14 protein-coding genes are annotated in these 14,664 nt (G+C 64.7%); 1 reads left to right on the top strand and 13 read right to left on the bottom strand.

Annotated features, from left to right (window positions below):
• Positions 1 to 21: 21 nt before the first annotated feature.
• From BLT08_RS03705 to BLT08_RS03670, 8 genes are all read right to left on the bottom strand, one after another.
• Positions 22 to 990 (bottom strand): sugar phosphate isomerase/epimerase family protein, encoded by a 969-nt coding sequence (locus tag BLT08_RS03705; RefSeq protein ID WP_090303419.1) that lies wholly within the window; start codon positions 988 to 990, stop codon positions 22 to 24.
• Positions 991 to 1,149: 159 nt separating this feature from the next.
• Positions 1,150 to 2,226 (bottom strand): Gfo/Idh/MocA family protein, encoded by a 1,077-nt coding sequence (locus BLT08_RS03700; RefSeq protein WP_090303418.1) that lies wholly within the window; start codon positions 2,224 to 2,226, stop codon positions 1,150 to 1,152.
• Between the two features lie 63 nt (positions 2,227 to 2,289).
• Entirely contained in the window at positions 2,290 to 2,493 is a 204-nt protein-coding gene (locus BLT08_RS03695) for a DUF8005 family protein (protein ID WP_090303417.1), read from the bottom strand.
• On the bottom strand, positions 2,486 to 3,700 hold the full coding sequence (locus BLT08_RS03690; protein WP_090303416.1) for an ABC transporter ATP-binding protein: 1,215 nt from the start codon (positions 3,698 to 3,700) through the stop codon (positions 2,486 to 2,488). Before BLT08_RS03690 ends, BLT08_RS03695 begins: the two co-directional genes overlap by 8 nt.
• A 2-nt stretch (positions 3,701 to 3,702) precedes the next feature.
• On the bottom strand, positions 3,703 to 4,707 hold the full coding sequence (locus tag BLT08_RS03685) for a carbohydrate ABC transporter permease (protein ID WP_090303415.1): 1,005 nt from the start codon (positions 4,705 to 4,707) through the stop codon (positions 3,703 to 3,705).
• A gap of 1 nt (position 4,708) precedes the next feature.
• Positions 4,709 to 5,722 carry a carbohydrate ABC transporter permease gene (locus tag BLT08_RS03680; protein ID WP_090303414.1) on the bottom strand — a complete coding sequence of 338 codons (1,014 nt, stop codon included), beginning with the start codon at positions 5,720 to 5,722 and terminating at the stop codon, positions 4,709 to 4,711.
• Positions 5,719 to 7,188 (bottom strand): extracellular solute-binding protein, encoded by a 1,470-nt coding sequence (locus BLT08_RS03675; RefSeq protein ID WP_090303413.1) that lies wholly within the window; start codon positions 7,186 to 7,188, stop codon positions 5,719 to 5,721. Before BLT08_RS03675 ends, BLT08_RS03680 begins: the two co-directional genes overlap by 4 nt.
• A 273-nt stretch (positions 7,189 to 7,461) precedes the next feature.
• Entirely contained in the window at positions 7,462 to 8,538 is a 1,077-nt protein-coding gene (locus tag BLT08_RS03670; protein WP_090303412.1) for a TrmB family transcriptional regulator, read from the bottom strand.
• Positions 8,539 to 8,738: 200 nt separating this feature from the next.
• On the opposite strand from BLT08_RS03670, the gene BLT08_RS03665 reads away from it, so the two are divergent.
• Positions 8,739 to 9,575 carry a DUF8054 domain-containing protein gene (locus BLT08_RS03665; protein WP_090303411.1) on the top strand — a complete coding sequence of 279 codons (837 nt, stop codon included), beginning with the start codon at positions 8,739 to 8,741 and terminating at the stop codon, positions 9,573 to 9,575.
• A 44-nt stretch (positions 9,576 to 9,619) separates the two neighbouring features.
• Here BLT08_RS03665 and BLT08_RS03660 read toward each other — a convergent pair whose 3' ends face one another.
• From BLT08_RS03660 to BLT08_RS03640, 5 genes are all read right to left on the bottom strand, one after another.
• The gene (locus BLT08_RS03660) at positions 9,620 to 10,648 is read right to left on the bottom strand and encodes a DUF7972 family membrane protein (RefSeq protein WP_090303410.1); all 1,029 of its coding nucleotides are present in this window, start codon (positions 10,646 to 10,648) and stop codon (positions 9,620 to 9,622) included.
• A gap of 84 nt (positions 10,649 to 10,732) precedes the next feature.
• Entirely contained in the window at positions 10,733 to 11,515 is a 783-nt protein-coding gene (locus tag BLT08_RS03655; protein ID WP_090303409.1) for a class I SAM-dependent methyltransferase, read from the bottom strand.
• A 91-nt stretch (positions 11,516 to 11,606) separates the two neighbouring features.
• Positions 11,607 to 12,224 (bottom strand): nitroreductase family protein, encoded by a 618-nt coding sequence (locus tag BLT08_RS03650; protein WP_090303408.1) that lies wholly within the window; start codon positions 12,222 to 12,224, stop codon positions 11,607 to 11,609.
• 322 nt (positions 12,225 to 12,546) lie between these two features.
• A complete protein-coding gene (locus BLT08_RS03645) occupies positions 12,547 to 13,623 on the bottom strand; it encodes a methionine synthase (RefSeq protein WP_090303407.1) in 1,077 nt (358 codons plus the stop codon).
• Entirely contained in the window at positions 13,620 to 14,621 is a 1,002-nt protein-coding gene (locus tag BLT08_RS03640) for a 5-methyltetrahydropteroyltriglutamate--homocysteine methyltransferase (protein WP_090303406.1), read from the bottom strand. The genes BLT08_RS03645 and BLT08_RS03640 overlap by 4 nt, the downstream gene beginning before the upstream one ends.
• Positions 14,622 to 14,664: the final 43 nt, after the last annotated feature.

The raw sequence follows: 14,664 nt of genomic DNA, 5'->3' as shown, positions 1-14,664 counted from the left end.
CAGGACGTGCGTCACCCGTAGTTACTCGGCCCAGTACGCCTCGCCGGGCTGTTCTCGGAACACCGCTCGGTCGAGCAGATCGACGGCTTTCTCGAGTCCTTCGCGCGAACTCGTCAGCGAGTCCTCATGTTCGATGCTCAACGCGCCGTCGTAGCCGACCATGCGGAGCGTCGAGACGATCTCCTTCCAGTGGCCCTCGCCGTGGCCGTAGCCGACCGACCGGAACAGCCACGATCGATTCGGCTCGTCGTCGTAGGCCGTCGTATCGAGGACGCCCTTCTCGCGGGCCTGTTCCTCGTAGACTCTGGTGTCTTTCGCGTGGAAGTGATGGATTGCGTCGCGTTCGCCGAGATACCGGATCGCGTCGCTGATCGTGATTCCCTGCCAGTAGAGGTGTGAGGGATCGAAGTTCGCGCCGACGCGCTCGTTCGTCTCCTCGCGCAGCCGAGCCATCCCGTGGGGTTCGTAGACCAGCATGTTCGGGTGCATCTCGATGGCGAGGTCGACGCCGTGCTCGTCGGCGTGGGCGGCGAGATCCGACCAGTAGTCGACGGCGACGTCCCACTGGTACTCGTGAGCCTCGGCGTGTTCGGAGGGCCACGGTGCCGTAATCCAGTTCGGGACCTCGTCGTCGGGGCCGCCGGCCGGCAGCCCGGAAAAGCAGGTGACCGTGTTCACGTCGAGCTGGTCGGCCAACTCGATCGCTTCGCGGAGTTCGGTGTCCGCCGTGGCTGCCTGCTCGTCGTCCGGATGCAGTGGATTGTTGTGGGTCGCGAGCGCGCTGATTCGCATCCCGTAGGTCTCGAGCAGCTCCGCCAACTCGGCCTGTGCGTCGTCGTCGTCGAGGTACTCCCGTCGAACGAGGTGGTCGTCGCCGGGATAGCCGCCGACGCCCGGTTCGATCGCGTCGACGCCGATATCGGAGAGGTAGGCGAGGGCACCCTCGAGCGATTCGTCCGCCAGCGGTGGCGTGTGTACACCGATGTCCATACGAATCGGTAGCGGCGCCACTGGCAAATATATTTCCATCGTTTGTAGTAAAAAACAAATCCGCAGTAGCGACTACGCCGTTGTCGATCGGCCGACGGTCCCTGTCGGCCGATCGATCGACGGTCCATGTCGGCCGTCTGCGATGGCTCCCTCGAACCGTCAGGCGTCGTCGAGTGCGACCGATCGGCCGTTCTCGCTCGAGCGGTAGATCCCGTCGACGATCCGCTGGACGGTCAACGCCTCCTCGACGGACGAGCCCGCGTCGCCGCCGTTCTCGATCGCGTCGAAGAACGCAGCCTGTTCGTCACCGTGCGTGTCGTTCTCGCGGGTCTCGACCGTCGTATCCAGCATGTGGTCGGTGACGTCCGCGCTCGCGGAGTGGATGGTGAGCTCGTTCGTGAGGAGGTCGAACCGCGCGGCGGCCTCCGTTCCGCGGACGACGAACTCGTGGGTCGGCGGCCGGTTCGTCGCCCACGCGACCTCGAGCGAGATCGTCCGGTCGCCGGCACAGCGGACGAACGCGCTCGCGGAGTCGTCGACGTCGAACGCGGCGGCGCCCTGGTCGTCGCCCCACATCTCGAGGTAGGAGTACTCCTCGCGGGAGCCGAACTCCGAGCGGGTGACGCCCGAGACCTCCTCGACCTCGGGGTAGCCGAGCAGGTACAGGGAGAGATCGATGGCGTGCACGCCGAGATCGATGAGCGCGCCGCCGCCGGAGATCTCTCCGCGAGTGAACCACGAGCCGCGGCCGGGAATGCCTCGGCGACGCACGTAGTTCGCCTCGACGTGCGTTACCTTCCCGAGGTCGCCGCGCTCGATCCGATTCTCGAGGAGTTTCACGGCGTTCATAAACCGGTTGTTGAAGCCGATCATGCACGTTCCGTCGCTTTTCGCTGCGGCCTCGCTGATCCGCGCCGCACTCTCGACGGTGTGTCCCAGCGGTTTCTCGAGGAGGACGTGAAGGTCGCGTTCGAACGCGGCGACGGCGTACTCCTCGTGGAACTTGTTTGGCGTGGTGATGACGACGGCGTCGACGTCGTCGTAGAGCGCGTGGTGGTCGGCGTAGCTTGTGGCGCTGTATTGGGTCGCGAACCGCTCTCGCGCCTCCGCGGAGACGTCCATTCCGCCGACAAGCGGCACGCCGAGATCGACGAGTCGCTCGGCGTGGTGGTGGCCGATGTTTCCGAGACCGACGATTCCGGTCGGAACCGCCGGCGACGTCGATTCCCGCGTCATCGGTCCTCCGTGAGGGGAGTTCGGTCGACGGCGGCCGCGTGACGGCGGGCGATGGCGTTCTGCTCAGTACAACTGCTCTTCGTTCTCTTTGCGTTCATTGTCTTCTCGTTGTTGCTGTTTCTGCGTTTTTCGTCCGCGACGATACTGCCTGAGTCCCGGGATGATCGTGTTCCTCACGTCGAGGGCGAACGAGACGATCCCGTAGATCCAGAAGAAAAACAGGACGGTCAGTCCGCCGTAGTAGACGATCGGCACCAGTTCACTCATGCTGCCCACCCGATTCCGCTTCCGTCGGCGTCGGCTCCGCCTCGGCGGCCGTCGGCCGAGACGACAGGTCCGCGATGCCGTGCGTGATCGCCGTCCCCGACGCCGTCTCGAACAGGTGGATCTTCGAGCGATCGAAGACGACCGACACCGATTCGTCCGCGTCGATGACGGTGTCGGGATCGACGCTCATCAGCAACTGGTTCGAGGCCGTCGACACCTCCTCGCTCGTCATCATCTCGCTGCTCGTGTCGTCGAGCGAGAGGTAGACGAAAATCTCGTCGCCCATCGGCTCGAGGACGTCCGTTCGCGCCTCGATCACCTCGGACGCGCTGTCGACCGAGTCCGCGTTCTTCGTGAGGTAGATATCCTCGGGTCGGATCCCCATCGTCACGCCGTCCCCGACGGCGGACTCGAGGCCGTCGGCGGCGAACTCGAGATCGAAGTGATCGGTCCGCAAGCCGTTAGCGGCGAGTTCTCCCCGGACGAGGTTCATCGACGGCGAGCCGATGAAGCCCGCGACGAACAGGTTCGCGGGCTCGTTGTAACAGACCAGCGGCGGGTCGATCTGCTGGAGTTTCCCGCCGTTGATGACCGCGATCCGATCGGACATGGTCATCGCTTCGGCCTGGTCGTGGGTGACGTAGATGATCGTCGTGTCCAGCTGTTTGTGGAGTCGCTGGAGTTCCGTCCGCATGTGGACGCGGAGTTTCGCGTCCAGGTTCGCCAGCGGCTCGTCCATCAGGAAGACGTCCGGCTCGCGGACGATCGCGCGAGCGATCGCGACCCGCTGTTGCTGGCCGCCGGACAACTCGTTCGGCATCCGGTCTAACATCCCCTCGAGTTGGACGATGTCGGACGCCCGGTCGACCCGACGGTCGATCTCGTCTGTGTCGTACTTCCGCAGTCGGAGGCCGAACGAGATGTTCTCGTAGACGTCCATGTGCGGAAACAGGGCGATGTTCTGGAACACCATCGAGACCCCGCGGTCTTTCGGCGGCAGTTTCGTCACGTCGGTGTCGCCGATGTGGACCGTCCCGTCGGACGGCTTCGTGAGCCCGGCGATGGTCTCCATCGTCGTCGACTTCCCACAGCCAGACGGGCCGACGAGACAGATGAACTCGCCGTCCTCGATATCGAGGTTCATCTCGTTGACGGCGACGATGTCTTCGTAGCGTTTCGTAACGTCGTTGAGTCGTACTCGTGCCATTGTTACTCTTTGAGTGCTCCGTCAGTGAGTCCGCTGACGATCTTTTCCTGCGCGACGACCACGAGGATCAACATCGGCAACACGCCGACGATGCTCGCTGCAGCCATCAGGTTGAAATCCGTCGTGTACTGCGTCTGGTAGCTCAGGATCCCGCCAACCAGCGGCGACCACTGCTCGGGTTGGTTCTGGAGCGCCATGATCGAGCTGAAGAAGTACTCGTTGTAGACCGCGATGAACGTCAACACGGCGGCGGTCGCGACGCCGGGTGCCGACAGCGGCATGATCACGCGGAACAGCGCACCGAGTCGGGTCGTCCCCTCGACGCGCGCCGCGTCCTCTAACCCGTCGGGGATCTGTGCGTAGAACGTCGTCAGGATAAAGATTGCCAACGGCAGGAACAGCGCGCTGAAGGGCATGATCATCGAGCCCGGCGTGTTGACCAGCCGCGGCGGCTCGAACAGTTCGATCCCGAGGAACGGAACGACGACCGCGTTCCCGAGGAACGCGTCGAACAGCGGGATCAGGAACGCCGCCGGCGGGAAGTACGAGACCGCCAGGATGCCGAGCATCATCAGCCCGCGGCCGGGGAACTCGAGTCGACCGAAGACGTAGCCCGCGAGACTCGCGAGGATCAGGACGATGACCGTCGTCGCCGTCGCGAGCACGAAGCTGTTGAACACGTAGAGGTGGAACGGCACCTGCTGGAACACCTCCACGAAGGAGGCGACGTTGAATCCCTGTGGCGTCGGGAACGGGATCTCGCCGAGAAGCGGGACGGTCACGTTCCAGTCGCCACGCGTAATCGCGCCGCTCGGGGTCAGTGCCAGCACCAACAGCCAGTAGAACGGGAACAGCGTCGTGACGAGGAAAAACGCCGCCGCGACGTAGAACAGGGCCCGGTACAGCCGCTTTCGCTTTTCGGGCTCGTTGACGACGCCGTGGGTCCACCGTTCGAGCGGCCCCATCTCATCCGTCGACTGCTCGGCCGGTTCGGATGCGGTCGTCATTTCAGAACCCCTCCCTGTACTGCTGGTAGATGACGCCCAGAACGGCGATGCCGATGATCCCTGCCGTCACGAACGCGACGGCGGCCGCGAGACCGCGGTTCGTGTCGAACGTCGCGACGACCATACACGACAGCGACGGGACGGTCGTACAGCCCGACACCGAGTCGATGAGCCCGTAGATCCGCATCGCGTCGATCGTTCGGAACAGGATCGCGATACCGAGCGCCGGGAGAACCAGCGGGAACGTGATGTACCTGAACTGCTGCCACTTGGACGCGCCGGCGACCTTCGCCACGTCGTAGAGGCTTCGGTCGATGCTCTGGAGACCGGCGAGGATGAGCAACGCCATGAACGCCGTCGTCTTCCAGATGTCGGCGACCGTGATGATCAGCAGCGAACTGAACGGATCGTTGAGCGTGTTGGATCCGGCGATGATCCCCCAGTCGGACAGCGGCCCCGTGAGGAAGCCGGCGCTCGGATGGAACATCAGGTAGAAGATCATCCCCTGAATGACGATCGGGATCGCCCACGGGATGATGATCGCAGCGCGGACCCATCGGCGGCCCCGGAACTCCTGATCGAGAACGAGCGCCTGTCCGAAGCCGATGATCGTCTCGAAGAAGACGCTCACGACGGTGAAGATGATCGTCACCGCGAGCGCGCTCCGGAGCAGTCCCTCGAAGTGGACGAACGGGAAACTCCCGCTGGTGCTGACGCCGGGAAGGAACGTGGTCGATCCGGGGAACCGCGAGTCGGCCGTCCCCGTGAGCAGTTGCGCGTAGTTCTCGAGGCCGACGAACTCCGGATCGGAGAGGACGTTCTGGTACAGCGACAGCTCGAACGTCCGCAAGAGCGGATACAGCGCGACCGCACCGAGCAGGAGCATTACCGGCGTCAACAGCAGGTACGCGAACCCGGTTTCGCCGAGGTTCTCCATCCAGCGCGTGATCGCGACGACCGGCCCGGAGCGGTTCGACTGTCGAGCCGGGCCGGTCGTCCGGTCTTCGGTGCTCATCCTTGCTCTTCGATGTCCTCGAGTGCGTCCTGGAGATCCGCTGCGGCGTCCGCAGGACTCTTGTCGCCGGCGACGGCGAGGTTGACTTCCTCGGCGATTCGACTGGATTGGTTCGACCACACCGTCGTCACCGGACGCGGCATGGCGTTCTCACCGGCCACGCGAAGGGTGTCGATGTAGTTGCCCATCGGCTCGACCTGTTCTGCCTCCTCGGTTTCGAACAGGTGTGGCTTCGGCGGGATCCAGCCCCAGAGGTCGAACATGCCGAGGTTGAACTCGTCGGTCATCGTCGCCCGGATGACCTCGAGGGCCTCCTCCTTGTTCTCGGAGTTGGGGTTGAGGACGATGTGCCAGCCGCCGAGTGCGGACGTCGATCCGCCGGTTCCCGGCTGGGCGGCCTCGTCCTCGCTCACGGCGTAGGGCATCGGCATCGCGCCGTAGTCGTCCACCGTGAGGTCGTGTTCCTCGCTCTCGAGGTTCGAATTGATCGCGTAGGGCCAGTTGCGCTGCATGACGGCGTCGCCCTCGAGGATGGCCTCGCGGGCGTCTTCCTCCTGCCAGGAGGTGATGTTCGACGTCGCGAGTCCGAGGGGGTACTCGTCCTCGAGGGTATAGTCGTCCGCCTCCTCGGCGACGAACGTCCGCATCATCTCCAGCCCTTCGACGAACTCCGGTTCGTCGACGGTCACGTCGCGGTCCCCAACCGGGCCGAACAGGTTGTCGAAGCCGCCGAAGTAGGCGCCGCCGAACGAGGACATGACCTCGTTCCACGTACAGCAGGCGGTGCCCTCGTACTGGTCCCACTGGGTCGCGAGTCCGTACTCGGCGTCGGAGGCCTCGACGATCTCTTCGGTGATCTCGGCCCACTCCGACCAGGTCATCGGCTCGGTGGCCCACTCGTCGAAGTCCTCGTCGTCGTACCCCGCCTCCCGCGCGTAGTCTTTGCGGTACTGCATCGTCGGGTAGTCCGGGAAGATCGGGACCCCGTACAGATCGCCTGAGTCCGGATCTCGAGCCGTCTCGGTGAACGACTCGAAGTACTCGTCGTCGACCTGCGAGAGGTCCTCGTCGTCGAGTTCCTCGCTCAGGTTGGCGATCTGTCCGCGCTGGATGAAAACGTTCACCCAGCCGTTGTCCATCAGGAACAGGTCCGGCTGGGTTTCTTCGGCCTGAAGCAGGTTCGTGTAGGCATCTCGTCGGTCGCCCGTGTCCTCGTCGCCGGGCTGTAGCCGAACGTCGATCCCGTCGGCACCGTTCTCCGCCAGCAAGTCGAGAATTTCGTCGCCGACCGCCTCCTCGGCGTTCGGGTCGATCCCCCAAACGACGGCGTCCTCGGACGTCTCGCTCCCGTAAATACAGCCCGCCAGGCCGACGGCGGCCCCGCCTGCACCTGCTGCCTTGACGAACGTTCGCCGCGAGACGTTCGAGTCGGTTCGACGACTCCCCTGTGAGTGCTTGCCAGACATATAAGGAGACATGATAGATATTACTATTTATATTTAATGGTCAGTGTACAACAGGTGTAGTTAATCGCAACCAACACACTCACTGGAAGGCGATTATCTCCGAGTTTCGTGCGTCTCGAAGGCTCTCAGACGGATTTATCCACCCGGAATACGAACACAGCGTTCCGATTAGCGCCCGCTCTAGTGGCCGGTATCGCTAATAGAACTCGCGTACAGCGCCGGGTTGGAGCCGCATTCGAGTCGTGAAAACCAGTGATCGAACCGACTGACGAACTACTCGAGCGACTCGATCGTAATCCGAATCGCCTCGAGATCCTCGAGCATCGCGCCCCAGCCGCCGATCGTGGTGCGCTCGTCGCCGTTCTCGATCGTGATCGCTGCCTTCCCTGCGAGCTGTGAAAGGGGCATCACCCGTTCGTCACTGGCGGAGACGCCGGCGTACGCGACGTCGGTGATCGTCCCCCGTTTCGTTACCTCCCGCCCCGTCCCGGTTTCGAACCCGACGACCGTCGCCTCGATCGTCACCCCCGCCTCGAGCAGCGGTTCGACGTCCCGCAGACACTGCCGCAGATCGACGTACGTGATCGGCGGCTCGTCGCGCCGGGCCGAGTAGATCGTCTCGTGGACCTCCCAGAGGCAGGTGAGGAAGTACCAGTGGAAGACGTACGCGTGGGTCCGATCGTTGACGATCATGCCGTACTCGTTCGTCGAGTCGCCGTGGGGGGAAAAGCAGGTCCACGATCGGTCGATCAACGCCAGAAACGGCGACGGGAGGTCGCGGTAGCGCGCCTCCGTACAGGCGTGGGCCAGCGCGTCCGTCGGCGGCAGCGCCGGCTCGGTACCGACCTCCGGAAACAGACACACCTTGACGTCGGCGCCGTTCTCCCGGGCCGTCGCGAGGGCGTCCGAGAGATCGGCGAACTGTCCGGGCGTCAAGCCGATCTGGACCTGATTGCTGGCCTCGCGGATCAGTTCGTCGGCCCGCGCCAGCACCGTGTCGAGGCGCTTGACGATACTCACCTTGTGCTCCTCGATATCGGGTTGGCTCCAGCGATCCTCGATCTCGCCGGCCGCCGTCTCGAACCGGTCGGCGCGGGATCGGAGGTCCGTGAGCACTTCCGCCGGATCGTGGGCACGGGCGTGCAAACTGTCCTGTTCGTAGGTTTCGATGTACCCCTGCTCCTCGAGCCCGCGCAGCACGTCGTAGATCCGCGGATCGGGAACCGAACTCGCCTGTGCGATGTCGGTCGCCGAGGCGGAGCCGAGCTCGAGCAGCGTCACGAACGCGTCGGCCTGGTACGGCGACAGCCCCGCGTCCTCGAGCGTCTCGACGAGTTCCTCAGCGTCCATCGGCTCTCATCCTCCCGAAGCCGTCACGCGACTCGCTCGACCACCGTCGGCGGGCCGGCCGGAGCCGTTGGCGTACAGCCGGGACGTGTTCTCTGATACGCTTCGCGTACTCGTCCATGTGCAGTCAAATATAACAGGTGTTGTAAAAACTTGTTGTTGAGACAGTACACTGAAGGGGATTCGATCGGTACGCACGGCGTATGTCCGATCCGCTCGAGCCGATTCGGCGACCCGAGTACACCGGTGAGAATCGCTGTTGGCCGTGTACGATCACCAACGGTGTGGTGCTCGCCGTCCTCGTCGCCGTCGCCGCGCTCCGGGGGCGTCGACGCCTCGCCGGTGCGGTCGCCGTCGTCGGGGCTGCCGCAATCGCGCTTCGCGGCTACGTCCTGCCGTACACGCCCCGGTTCGCCCCGCGGCTCGTCGCTGCGCTCCCGATCGACCCGTTCCACCGCGAGGTGTCGGCCGACGACGGCTCGCTCTCGGATGCGGGTGGCGAACCCGACGACGCGACGCGAGCACAGCCGTCCGGCGAGGAGATCGTCGCCGGACTCGTCGAGGCCGGCGTCGTCGAGTTTCACGGCGACGAGATCGCCCTCGATCCCGACTTTCGCGACGACTGGCGACGGGAGATGCGAACGCTTCGCGAGACCGATCTCGCCGACCTCACGAGTGTCGCCGACCGTCAAACCGACCCGTCGGTCGACGCGCAGTCGCGGCGCAGTTGGGGCCGGTCCGTGATCGTCCTCATGCCCGAGACCGGTGCCCCCGTCACGCTTTCGCGCGGAATCGCCATCGCCGAACTCGCCGCCGCGCGCGCCCTCGAGTCCCGCGTCGAGTCCGACGCGATCCGTCGCGCCGCGGGTCGGCCGCTCCGAACGGTCCTCGAGCGCTGTCCCCTCTGTGACGAGGCGGTGACCATCAGTCGCTCGAGTTGCTGTGGCGAGGTGACGCCGGCCGGTAGCCTCCCGTCGGAGAAGCTGGTCTGTCCCGCCTGCGACGAACGGTTCTACACGTTCGAGGACCCCGAGCGCTGATCAGTGTGTGATCGAGAGCGGCGACCGCCGATCGAACCCGCCGCCTACTCCTCCCAGTCGATCGCGTCCGTTCGTTCCGCGTGGCGGAGGATGAACGGCCCGAGCGAGCCGGTCCGCTTCGAAATCGTCGCGATCCGCAGGACGTAGGCCGCGAGCAGGAAGAACGGGACGAGCGCGATGGTCGTACTGGCGCTGACGACCCACACCATGTTGTCCACGCCGAGCGTCGCCCCCAGAACCGACGTCGGATCGAGGTAGAGCACCGTCGCCGTCGCGACGACCACCCCCGGCAGTCCGGCGTAGACGATCGACCGCGTGAGGTGGACGAGTTCCCACTGGAAGTACAGCGACTTGAAGTGCTCGAGCGCCGGTCCGAACAGCGTCAGGACGTCGATCAGTTCGTCGAATGCCACGTGTTCGTCGTCGGCGAGCGTGTCCTCGTGCTCGTGGCGGAGCCGCCGAACGGCGTAGATCTTCCAGGAGTAGTTGTAGTTCAACCCCGATCGGAGAACGTCGAACTCTCCGAAATCGGACGTCTCGAGCTGCGAGTAGATTTCGTCGGAGTTCCGGCAGACGTTCTCGACCAGTCGCTCGGTCCGGCGGCGGAGGACGTCGTCGTCGCTGTCAGCGACGGCTGCTTCCAGGTCCTCGGCCCGATCGCTGCTCGTCTTCACGAGCGCCTGCAGGAACTGCGAGGGATCGGGCGGGCCGACCGATCCGAACAGGTTCTCGACGTTGCGTCGGTACTCCATGGCCTCGTCCATCCACCGCTGCTGGTCGCCCAGCCGTCCGAGTTCCTGTGAGAGGACCAGCTGGTTGATCGAGACGACCAGCGTCACGCCCGTCAGAATCGCCGCGATCAGCGCCTGGAACGCCGTGTTGACCGGCGTCCCGTGGGCCATCGCCTCGCGAAGTGGCACGGCGACTGCACCGAGCCCGACGAAGGCGGCGAACGTGACGACGGACAGCAGCCCCGCGAGGAGCCATCGGTTCGCATCGAGCAGGAACCAGTGGGCGACCCGGCTCTCGCCGGTTCGTCCCCGGAGCGTATCGGTCGAGAACGGATCGTCCATACGGGCCGTTCGGGACGCGGCCGAAAAGCGGTTGAGCCTGAATCGCGGGCTCGAGCGACCGTCGGACGAGCCGGCGAGAACGGCTCAGAGACGGACGGCGCGAAACCGCAGCCGCCGATAGTCCGCCGTCCACGTCTCCTCCCCGTGATCGTACAGCCGCTCCTCGAGTCGATCCTCCACGGCCCCGATCACGGCCGCCTGCTCATCGGCTGGCACCGACGAAAAGAGGCTGTCGCCGAACATCTCGAGCCAGTTCCGGAGGCCGTCTTCGCCCGCCTCGAGTTCGGTCGGCCGATCGAACAGGCGCGCGAAGCGGACCTCGAAGCCGTGGTCCTCGAGCCGTCCGGCGTACTCGCCGACGCTCGGGAAGTACCACGGGCTCTCGGCGTCGTAGCCGCGGCTCTCGAGTTCCGCGAGCGTCGCGTCGACGATCCGCTCGACGTTCCCCGTTCCGCCGAGTTCGGCGACGAATCGACCGCCGGGTCGGAGCGCATCGCGAACAGCCCGGAGGGTAGCGTCCTGTTCCTCGTCGGGAATCCAGTGCAAAGCGGCGTTCGAGAAGACCGCGTCGAACGGAGTGTCGAACGACATCGTGCGAGCATCGGCGCGGACGAACTGCGTGTCCGGATGCGCTTCGCGGGCCCGTTCGATCATCTCGGCGGCGCTATCGACGCCGACTGCGGCCGCGCCGGTGGCCGCGATCCGGGCCGTGAGGTGGCCCGTGCCGCAGCCGAGATCGAGGATCCGTTCGTCGGCCGTCGGCTCGAGAAGATCGAGCACGTCCGTTCCGTACTCGGAGACGAACGAGTGGTTCCCGTCGTAGTCGTCGGCGTCCCACCTGTTCGAGTCGGCTGTCTCGTCGACCATACCGGAGACAACCGAACGAGGACGCTTGACGATTGCCCTCGGCCGAGGTCGCTGGGAACGGCACGGGAAGTCCCTCAGGATGTGACGACTGTCACTCGAACCGTCCGCGGTGGACGATCTCCTCGAGATCCTTGCGGCCGCTCGGCCGTTCGCGCTCCCGAAGGTCCTCGGACAGCGTTTCGGGCGGTGCGTGCTCACCGACTGCGAACATGGCCTCGACCGCGAACTCCTCGGGAACCTCGAGTTCGTCGGCCGCGCGCTCGTAGTCGAAGCCGGCCATTCCGTGGACCGCCAGGCCTCGGCGCGCGCCCTCGAGCGCGAGGTTCTGCCAGGCCGCGCCGGTGTCGAACGAGTGCGTCGGGGCCGGTTCGTCGTTGTGGTCGAACGTCGTCTTCGAGACGATGACGCCGAGTACGGCCGCGTCAGTTGCCCACGCCTGATTCCCTTCGGTGAGCAGGTCGACGAAGGTCTCCCACTCGTCGTCGTCGCGAGCGGCGTAGACGAACCGCCAGTGCTGGTTGTTGAACGCCGAGGGCGCCCAGCGAGCGGCCTCGAACAGCGGGAGGTAGTCGGCTTCCTCGAGCGGTTCGCCGGTCATCGCGTACGGCGACCAGCGATCGACGAAGAGCGAAGCGACGTCGTGTTCGGGGTCGCGGTGCTCGGCGGCCTCCTCGCGGAGGTCGGGTTGCGTCGGTGCGGTTCGTTGCATTACGCGCTCGTTCGCAGCTGCACTACATATTTATTTTTAGACATGGATGCTACCAGGTAACGGTCACGTCCCCGTCCCGTGTGTTCATTTGGCAACCGGTACGTAACTGTCTGTTCAAATACTAATTACCGATCCGAACCCGTCGATCGAACGTCCCAGATCGGCTTGCTCCGCCTGACTGGGCCGTCCAAGAGCCCACCGACCATCGTCGTGACCGATGGAGATGGCAACGATCGAAATGCAACAAGCTATGGAAATAGGTTGACCGCTGGAACCGCCGAAAAACGGGAAGTAAGCTACGGTGAACGAACCGCTCGAGCGTTCAGTCGTCGGCGGGCGTCGGCGCACCGCGTTCGATATCGACGTTGCCCTCGTCGAGGTCGGCCTCGACGTTTCGAGTTGCTTCGACCATGTTCGCCATCTTCCCGTAGGCGACCTCACGGGGCAGAAGCTTCACACCGCAGTCCGGGGAGACGACGAGCTGTTCCGGCGGCACGACCTCGAGGCCCTTCTTGATGTTCTCCTCGATCTGCTCGACGGATTCGACCTCCGCGACGTGGACGTCGGTGACGCCGAGTGCGAGGTCGGCGGTGAACTCGGGGTCTTTGAAGACGTCGAGCTGATCGTAGTCGCCGTTTGCGAGCTCGAGGTCGAACTCGTCGACGGGATAGTCGAGGATCTCGGGGTAGATCCGCGAGTAGTCGCCGTAACAGACGTGCAGACCGATGCGAACCTCTTCGGGGATGTCGGCCACGATGTGCTCTAACGCCTCGCCGACGATGGCGTGGTCGTCGGGCGTGGTCGCGAGCGCGGGCTCGTCGATCTGGATGTAGCGCGCGCCGGCGTCGACGAGCTTCTCGACTTCCTCGTTGACGAGGTCGGCGAGCGCGAGGGTGAGTTCGTCGTCGTCCTCGTAGGCCTCGTTGAACGACCAGTTGGCGAGCGTGTACGGCCCGGTGATCGGCACCTTCACCGGTCGGTCCGCCGCCTCGGCGGTAAATTTGTACTCGTCGACGAGCCAGGAGTCGGTGTACTCGACCTCCGACACGACGGAGGGTTTGTCGAAGTAGTTGTGCCCCCAGACCTTGACGGGGCCGTTGAACTCGTAGCCCTCGATGCGGTGGGCGAAGAACTCGACCATCTCGTTGCGCCGCATCTCGCCGTCGACGACGGTATCGAGCCCCGCACGCTCGTGTTCGTTCGTGATGAGGCGAGCAGCGTCGTCTTTGGCCTCCTGATAATCGTCTTCGTCGAAGCTGTGATCGGGGTCCTGGTACAGCTCCTTCGCACGGTTGAGCCACTTTGGCTTCGGATAGCTGCCGACGACGCTCGTCATAATGAAGTGGTCGTTCTCGTGGTCCTCGGGTCGGAACTGGTCTCGGTTTTCGTTCGTGGTCATGCGGCTGTCACCTCCGCGAGGTCCGCGGCTTCGGCAAGCGCCTCGAGTTTCTCCTGATACTTCGCGTACGGCAGGTAGAACGTCTCCGTGTTCGTGGTCAGGTAGACCGTCTCGAACTCGGTCACCTGCAGCTGGTCTTCGACCCAGTCGACGCGGTCGCGGATCGCTTCGGGATCCTCGACGAGCGTGTTCTGGCCGTCGGCGAGACCGAGCGAGATGTCGCCGGTCGCGCCGTACTCCTGAATGTTGTAGATGTTATCGTCCTGATTCGCAACGAAGTCGAAGCCGACCGCGTCGATGTCCGCGTCGAGCAGGTGGGCGTAGACCTTCTCCTCGAGTGCGCCCCAGTAGGGCTGGACGACGACGTCGGCGTCGGTTGCGCTCGCGACGCGATCGATCGCCTCGCTCGCTCGTTCGTCGGCGCCGTCTTCGGGCGGCTCCTCGACGAGGGATGGCTCGAGCAGGAACAGCGTCTCGTGGGCGGGGAAGGCGTCGACCTCGCCCGCGAGGAAGTCGGCGATGGCGTCGAGGAACGCCGCCTCGTCGCCGTACTGCTCGTCGGTGGCGAGATCGGCCAGCGAGTACGGACCGGGGAGGACGGCCTGCAGGTCGCCGTCGGTCAACTCGCTCGCGGCCTCGAGTTCGTCCGCGACGTCACCGGAGAACTCGAGGTCGTCGGAGACAACGGGCTCTCGATAGAAGTTGTTGTTGTCGTAGTAGCGGACGATTCCGCGGGTTTCGACGGCGTCGTGGACGGCCAGCGGGTGGGCGAGCATGTCGTCCCACCGGAGCTGTCCCTCGACGATTCGGTCGAGTCCAGCGTTCTGTTGGTCCTCGATCACGTCGCTGCGGGCGTTCTCGTAGGCCGCGGCGATCTCTCCGCCCTCGTCGCCGCCGATGAGGTCGTGTTTCTGGTGTCCTTTCAGGTCCGAGAGGTCGTCTTTCGCCCAGTCCGGGAGCGGAAAGAGCCCCGGCGTGGTCGAAACGTACTCAGTCATCGTGGATTCGGCTAGGCTATACCGACGCTTAATATTTTCCATA

The sequence above is a fragment of the Natronorubrum texcoconense genome, assembly GCF_900100335.1.
GTDB lineage: Archaea > Halobacteriota > Halobacteria > Halobacteriales > Natrialbaceae > Natronorubrum > Natronorubrum texcoconense.
The sequence above is the reverse complement of the archived record's forward strand: the minus strand, read 5'-3'. Positions and strand labels throughout refer to the sequence as shown.

Coding starts and splice junctions, on each gene's coding strand:
- BLT08_RS03705 (WP_090303419.1), bottom strand. CDS start 990: ATGGACATCGGTGTACACACGCCACCGCTGGCGGACGAATCGCTCGAG.
- BLT08_RS03700 (WP_090303418.1), bottom strand. CDS start 2,226: ATGACGCGGGAATCGACGTCGCCGGCGGTTCCGACCGGAATCGTCGGT.
- BLT08_RS03695 (WP_090303417.1), bottom strand. CDS start 2,493: ATGAGTGAACTGGTGCCGATCGTCTACTACGGCGGACTGACCGTCCTG.
- BLT08_RS03690 (WP_090303416.1), bottom strand. CDS start 3,700: ATGGCACGAGTACGACTCAACGACGTTACGAAACGCTACGAAGACATC.
- BLT08_RS03685 (WP_090303415.1), bottom strand. CDS start 4,707: ATGACGACCGCATCCGAACCGGCCGAGCAGTCGACGGATGAGATGGGG.
- BLT08_RS03680 (WP_090303414.1), bottom strand. CDS start 5,722: ATGAGCACCGAAGACCGGACGACCGGCCCGGCTCGACAGTCGAACCGC.
- BLT08_RS03675 (WP_090303413.1), bottom strand. CDS start 7,188: ATGTCTGGCAAGCACTCACAGGGGAGTCGTCGAACCGACTCGAACGTC.
- BLT08_RS03670 (WP_090303412.1), bottom strand. CDS start 8,538: ATGGACGCTGAGGAACTCGTCGAGACGCTCGAGGACGCGGGGCTGTCG.
- BLT08_RS03665 (WP_090303411.1), top strand. CDS start 8,739: ATGTCCGATCCGCTCGAGCCGATTCGGCGACCCGAGTACACCGGTGAG.
- BLT08_RS03660 (WP_090303410.1), bottom strand. CDS start 10,648: ATGGACGATCCGTTCTCGACCGATACGCTCCGGGGACGAACCGGCGAG.
- BLT08_RS03655 (WP_090303409.1), bottom strand. CDS start 11,515: ATGGTCGACGAGACAGCCGACTCGAACAGGTGGGACGCCGACGACTAC.
- BLT08_RS03650 (WP_090303408.1), bottom strand. CDS start 12,224: ATGCAACGAACCGCACCGACGCAACCCGACCTCCGCGAGGAGGCCGCC.
- BLT08_RS03645 (WP_090303407.1), bottom strand. CDS start 13,623: ATGACCACGAACGAAAACCGAGACCAGTTCCGACCCGAGGACCACGAG.
- BLT08_RS03640 (WP_090303406.1), bottom strand. CDS start 14,621: ATGACTGAGTACGTTTCGACCACGCCGGGGCTCTTTCCGCTCCCGGAC.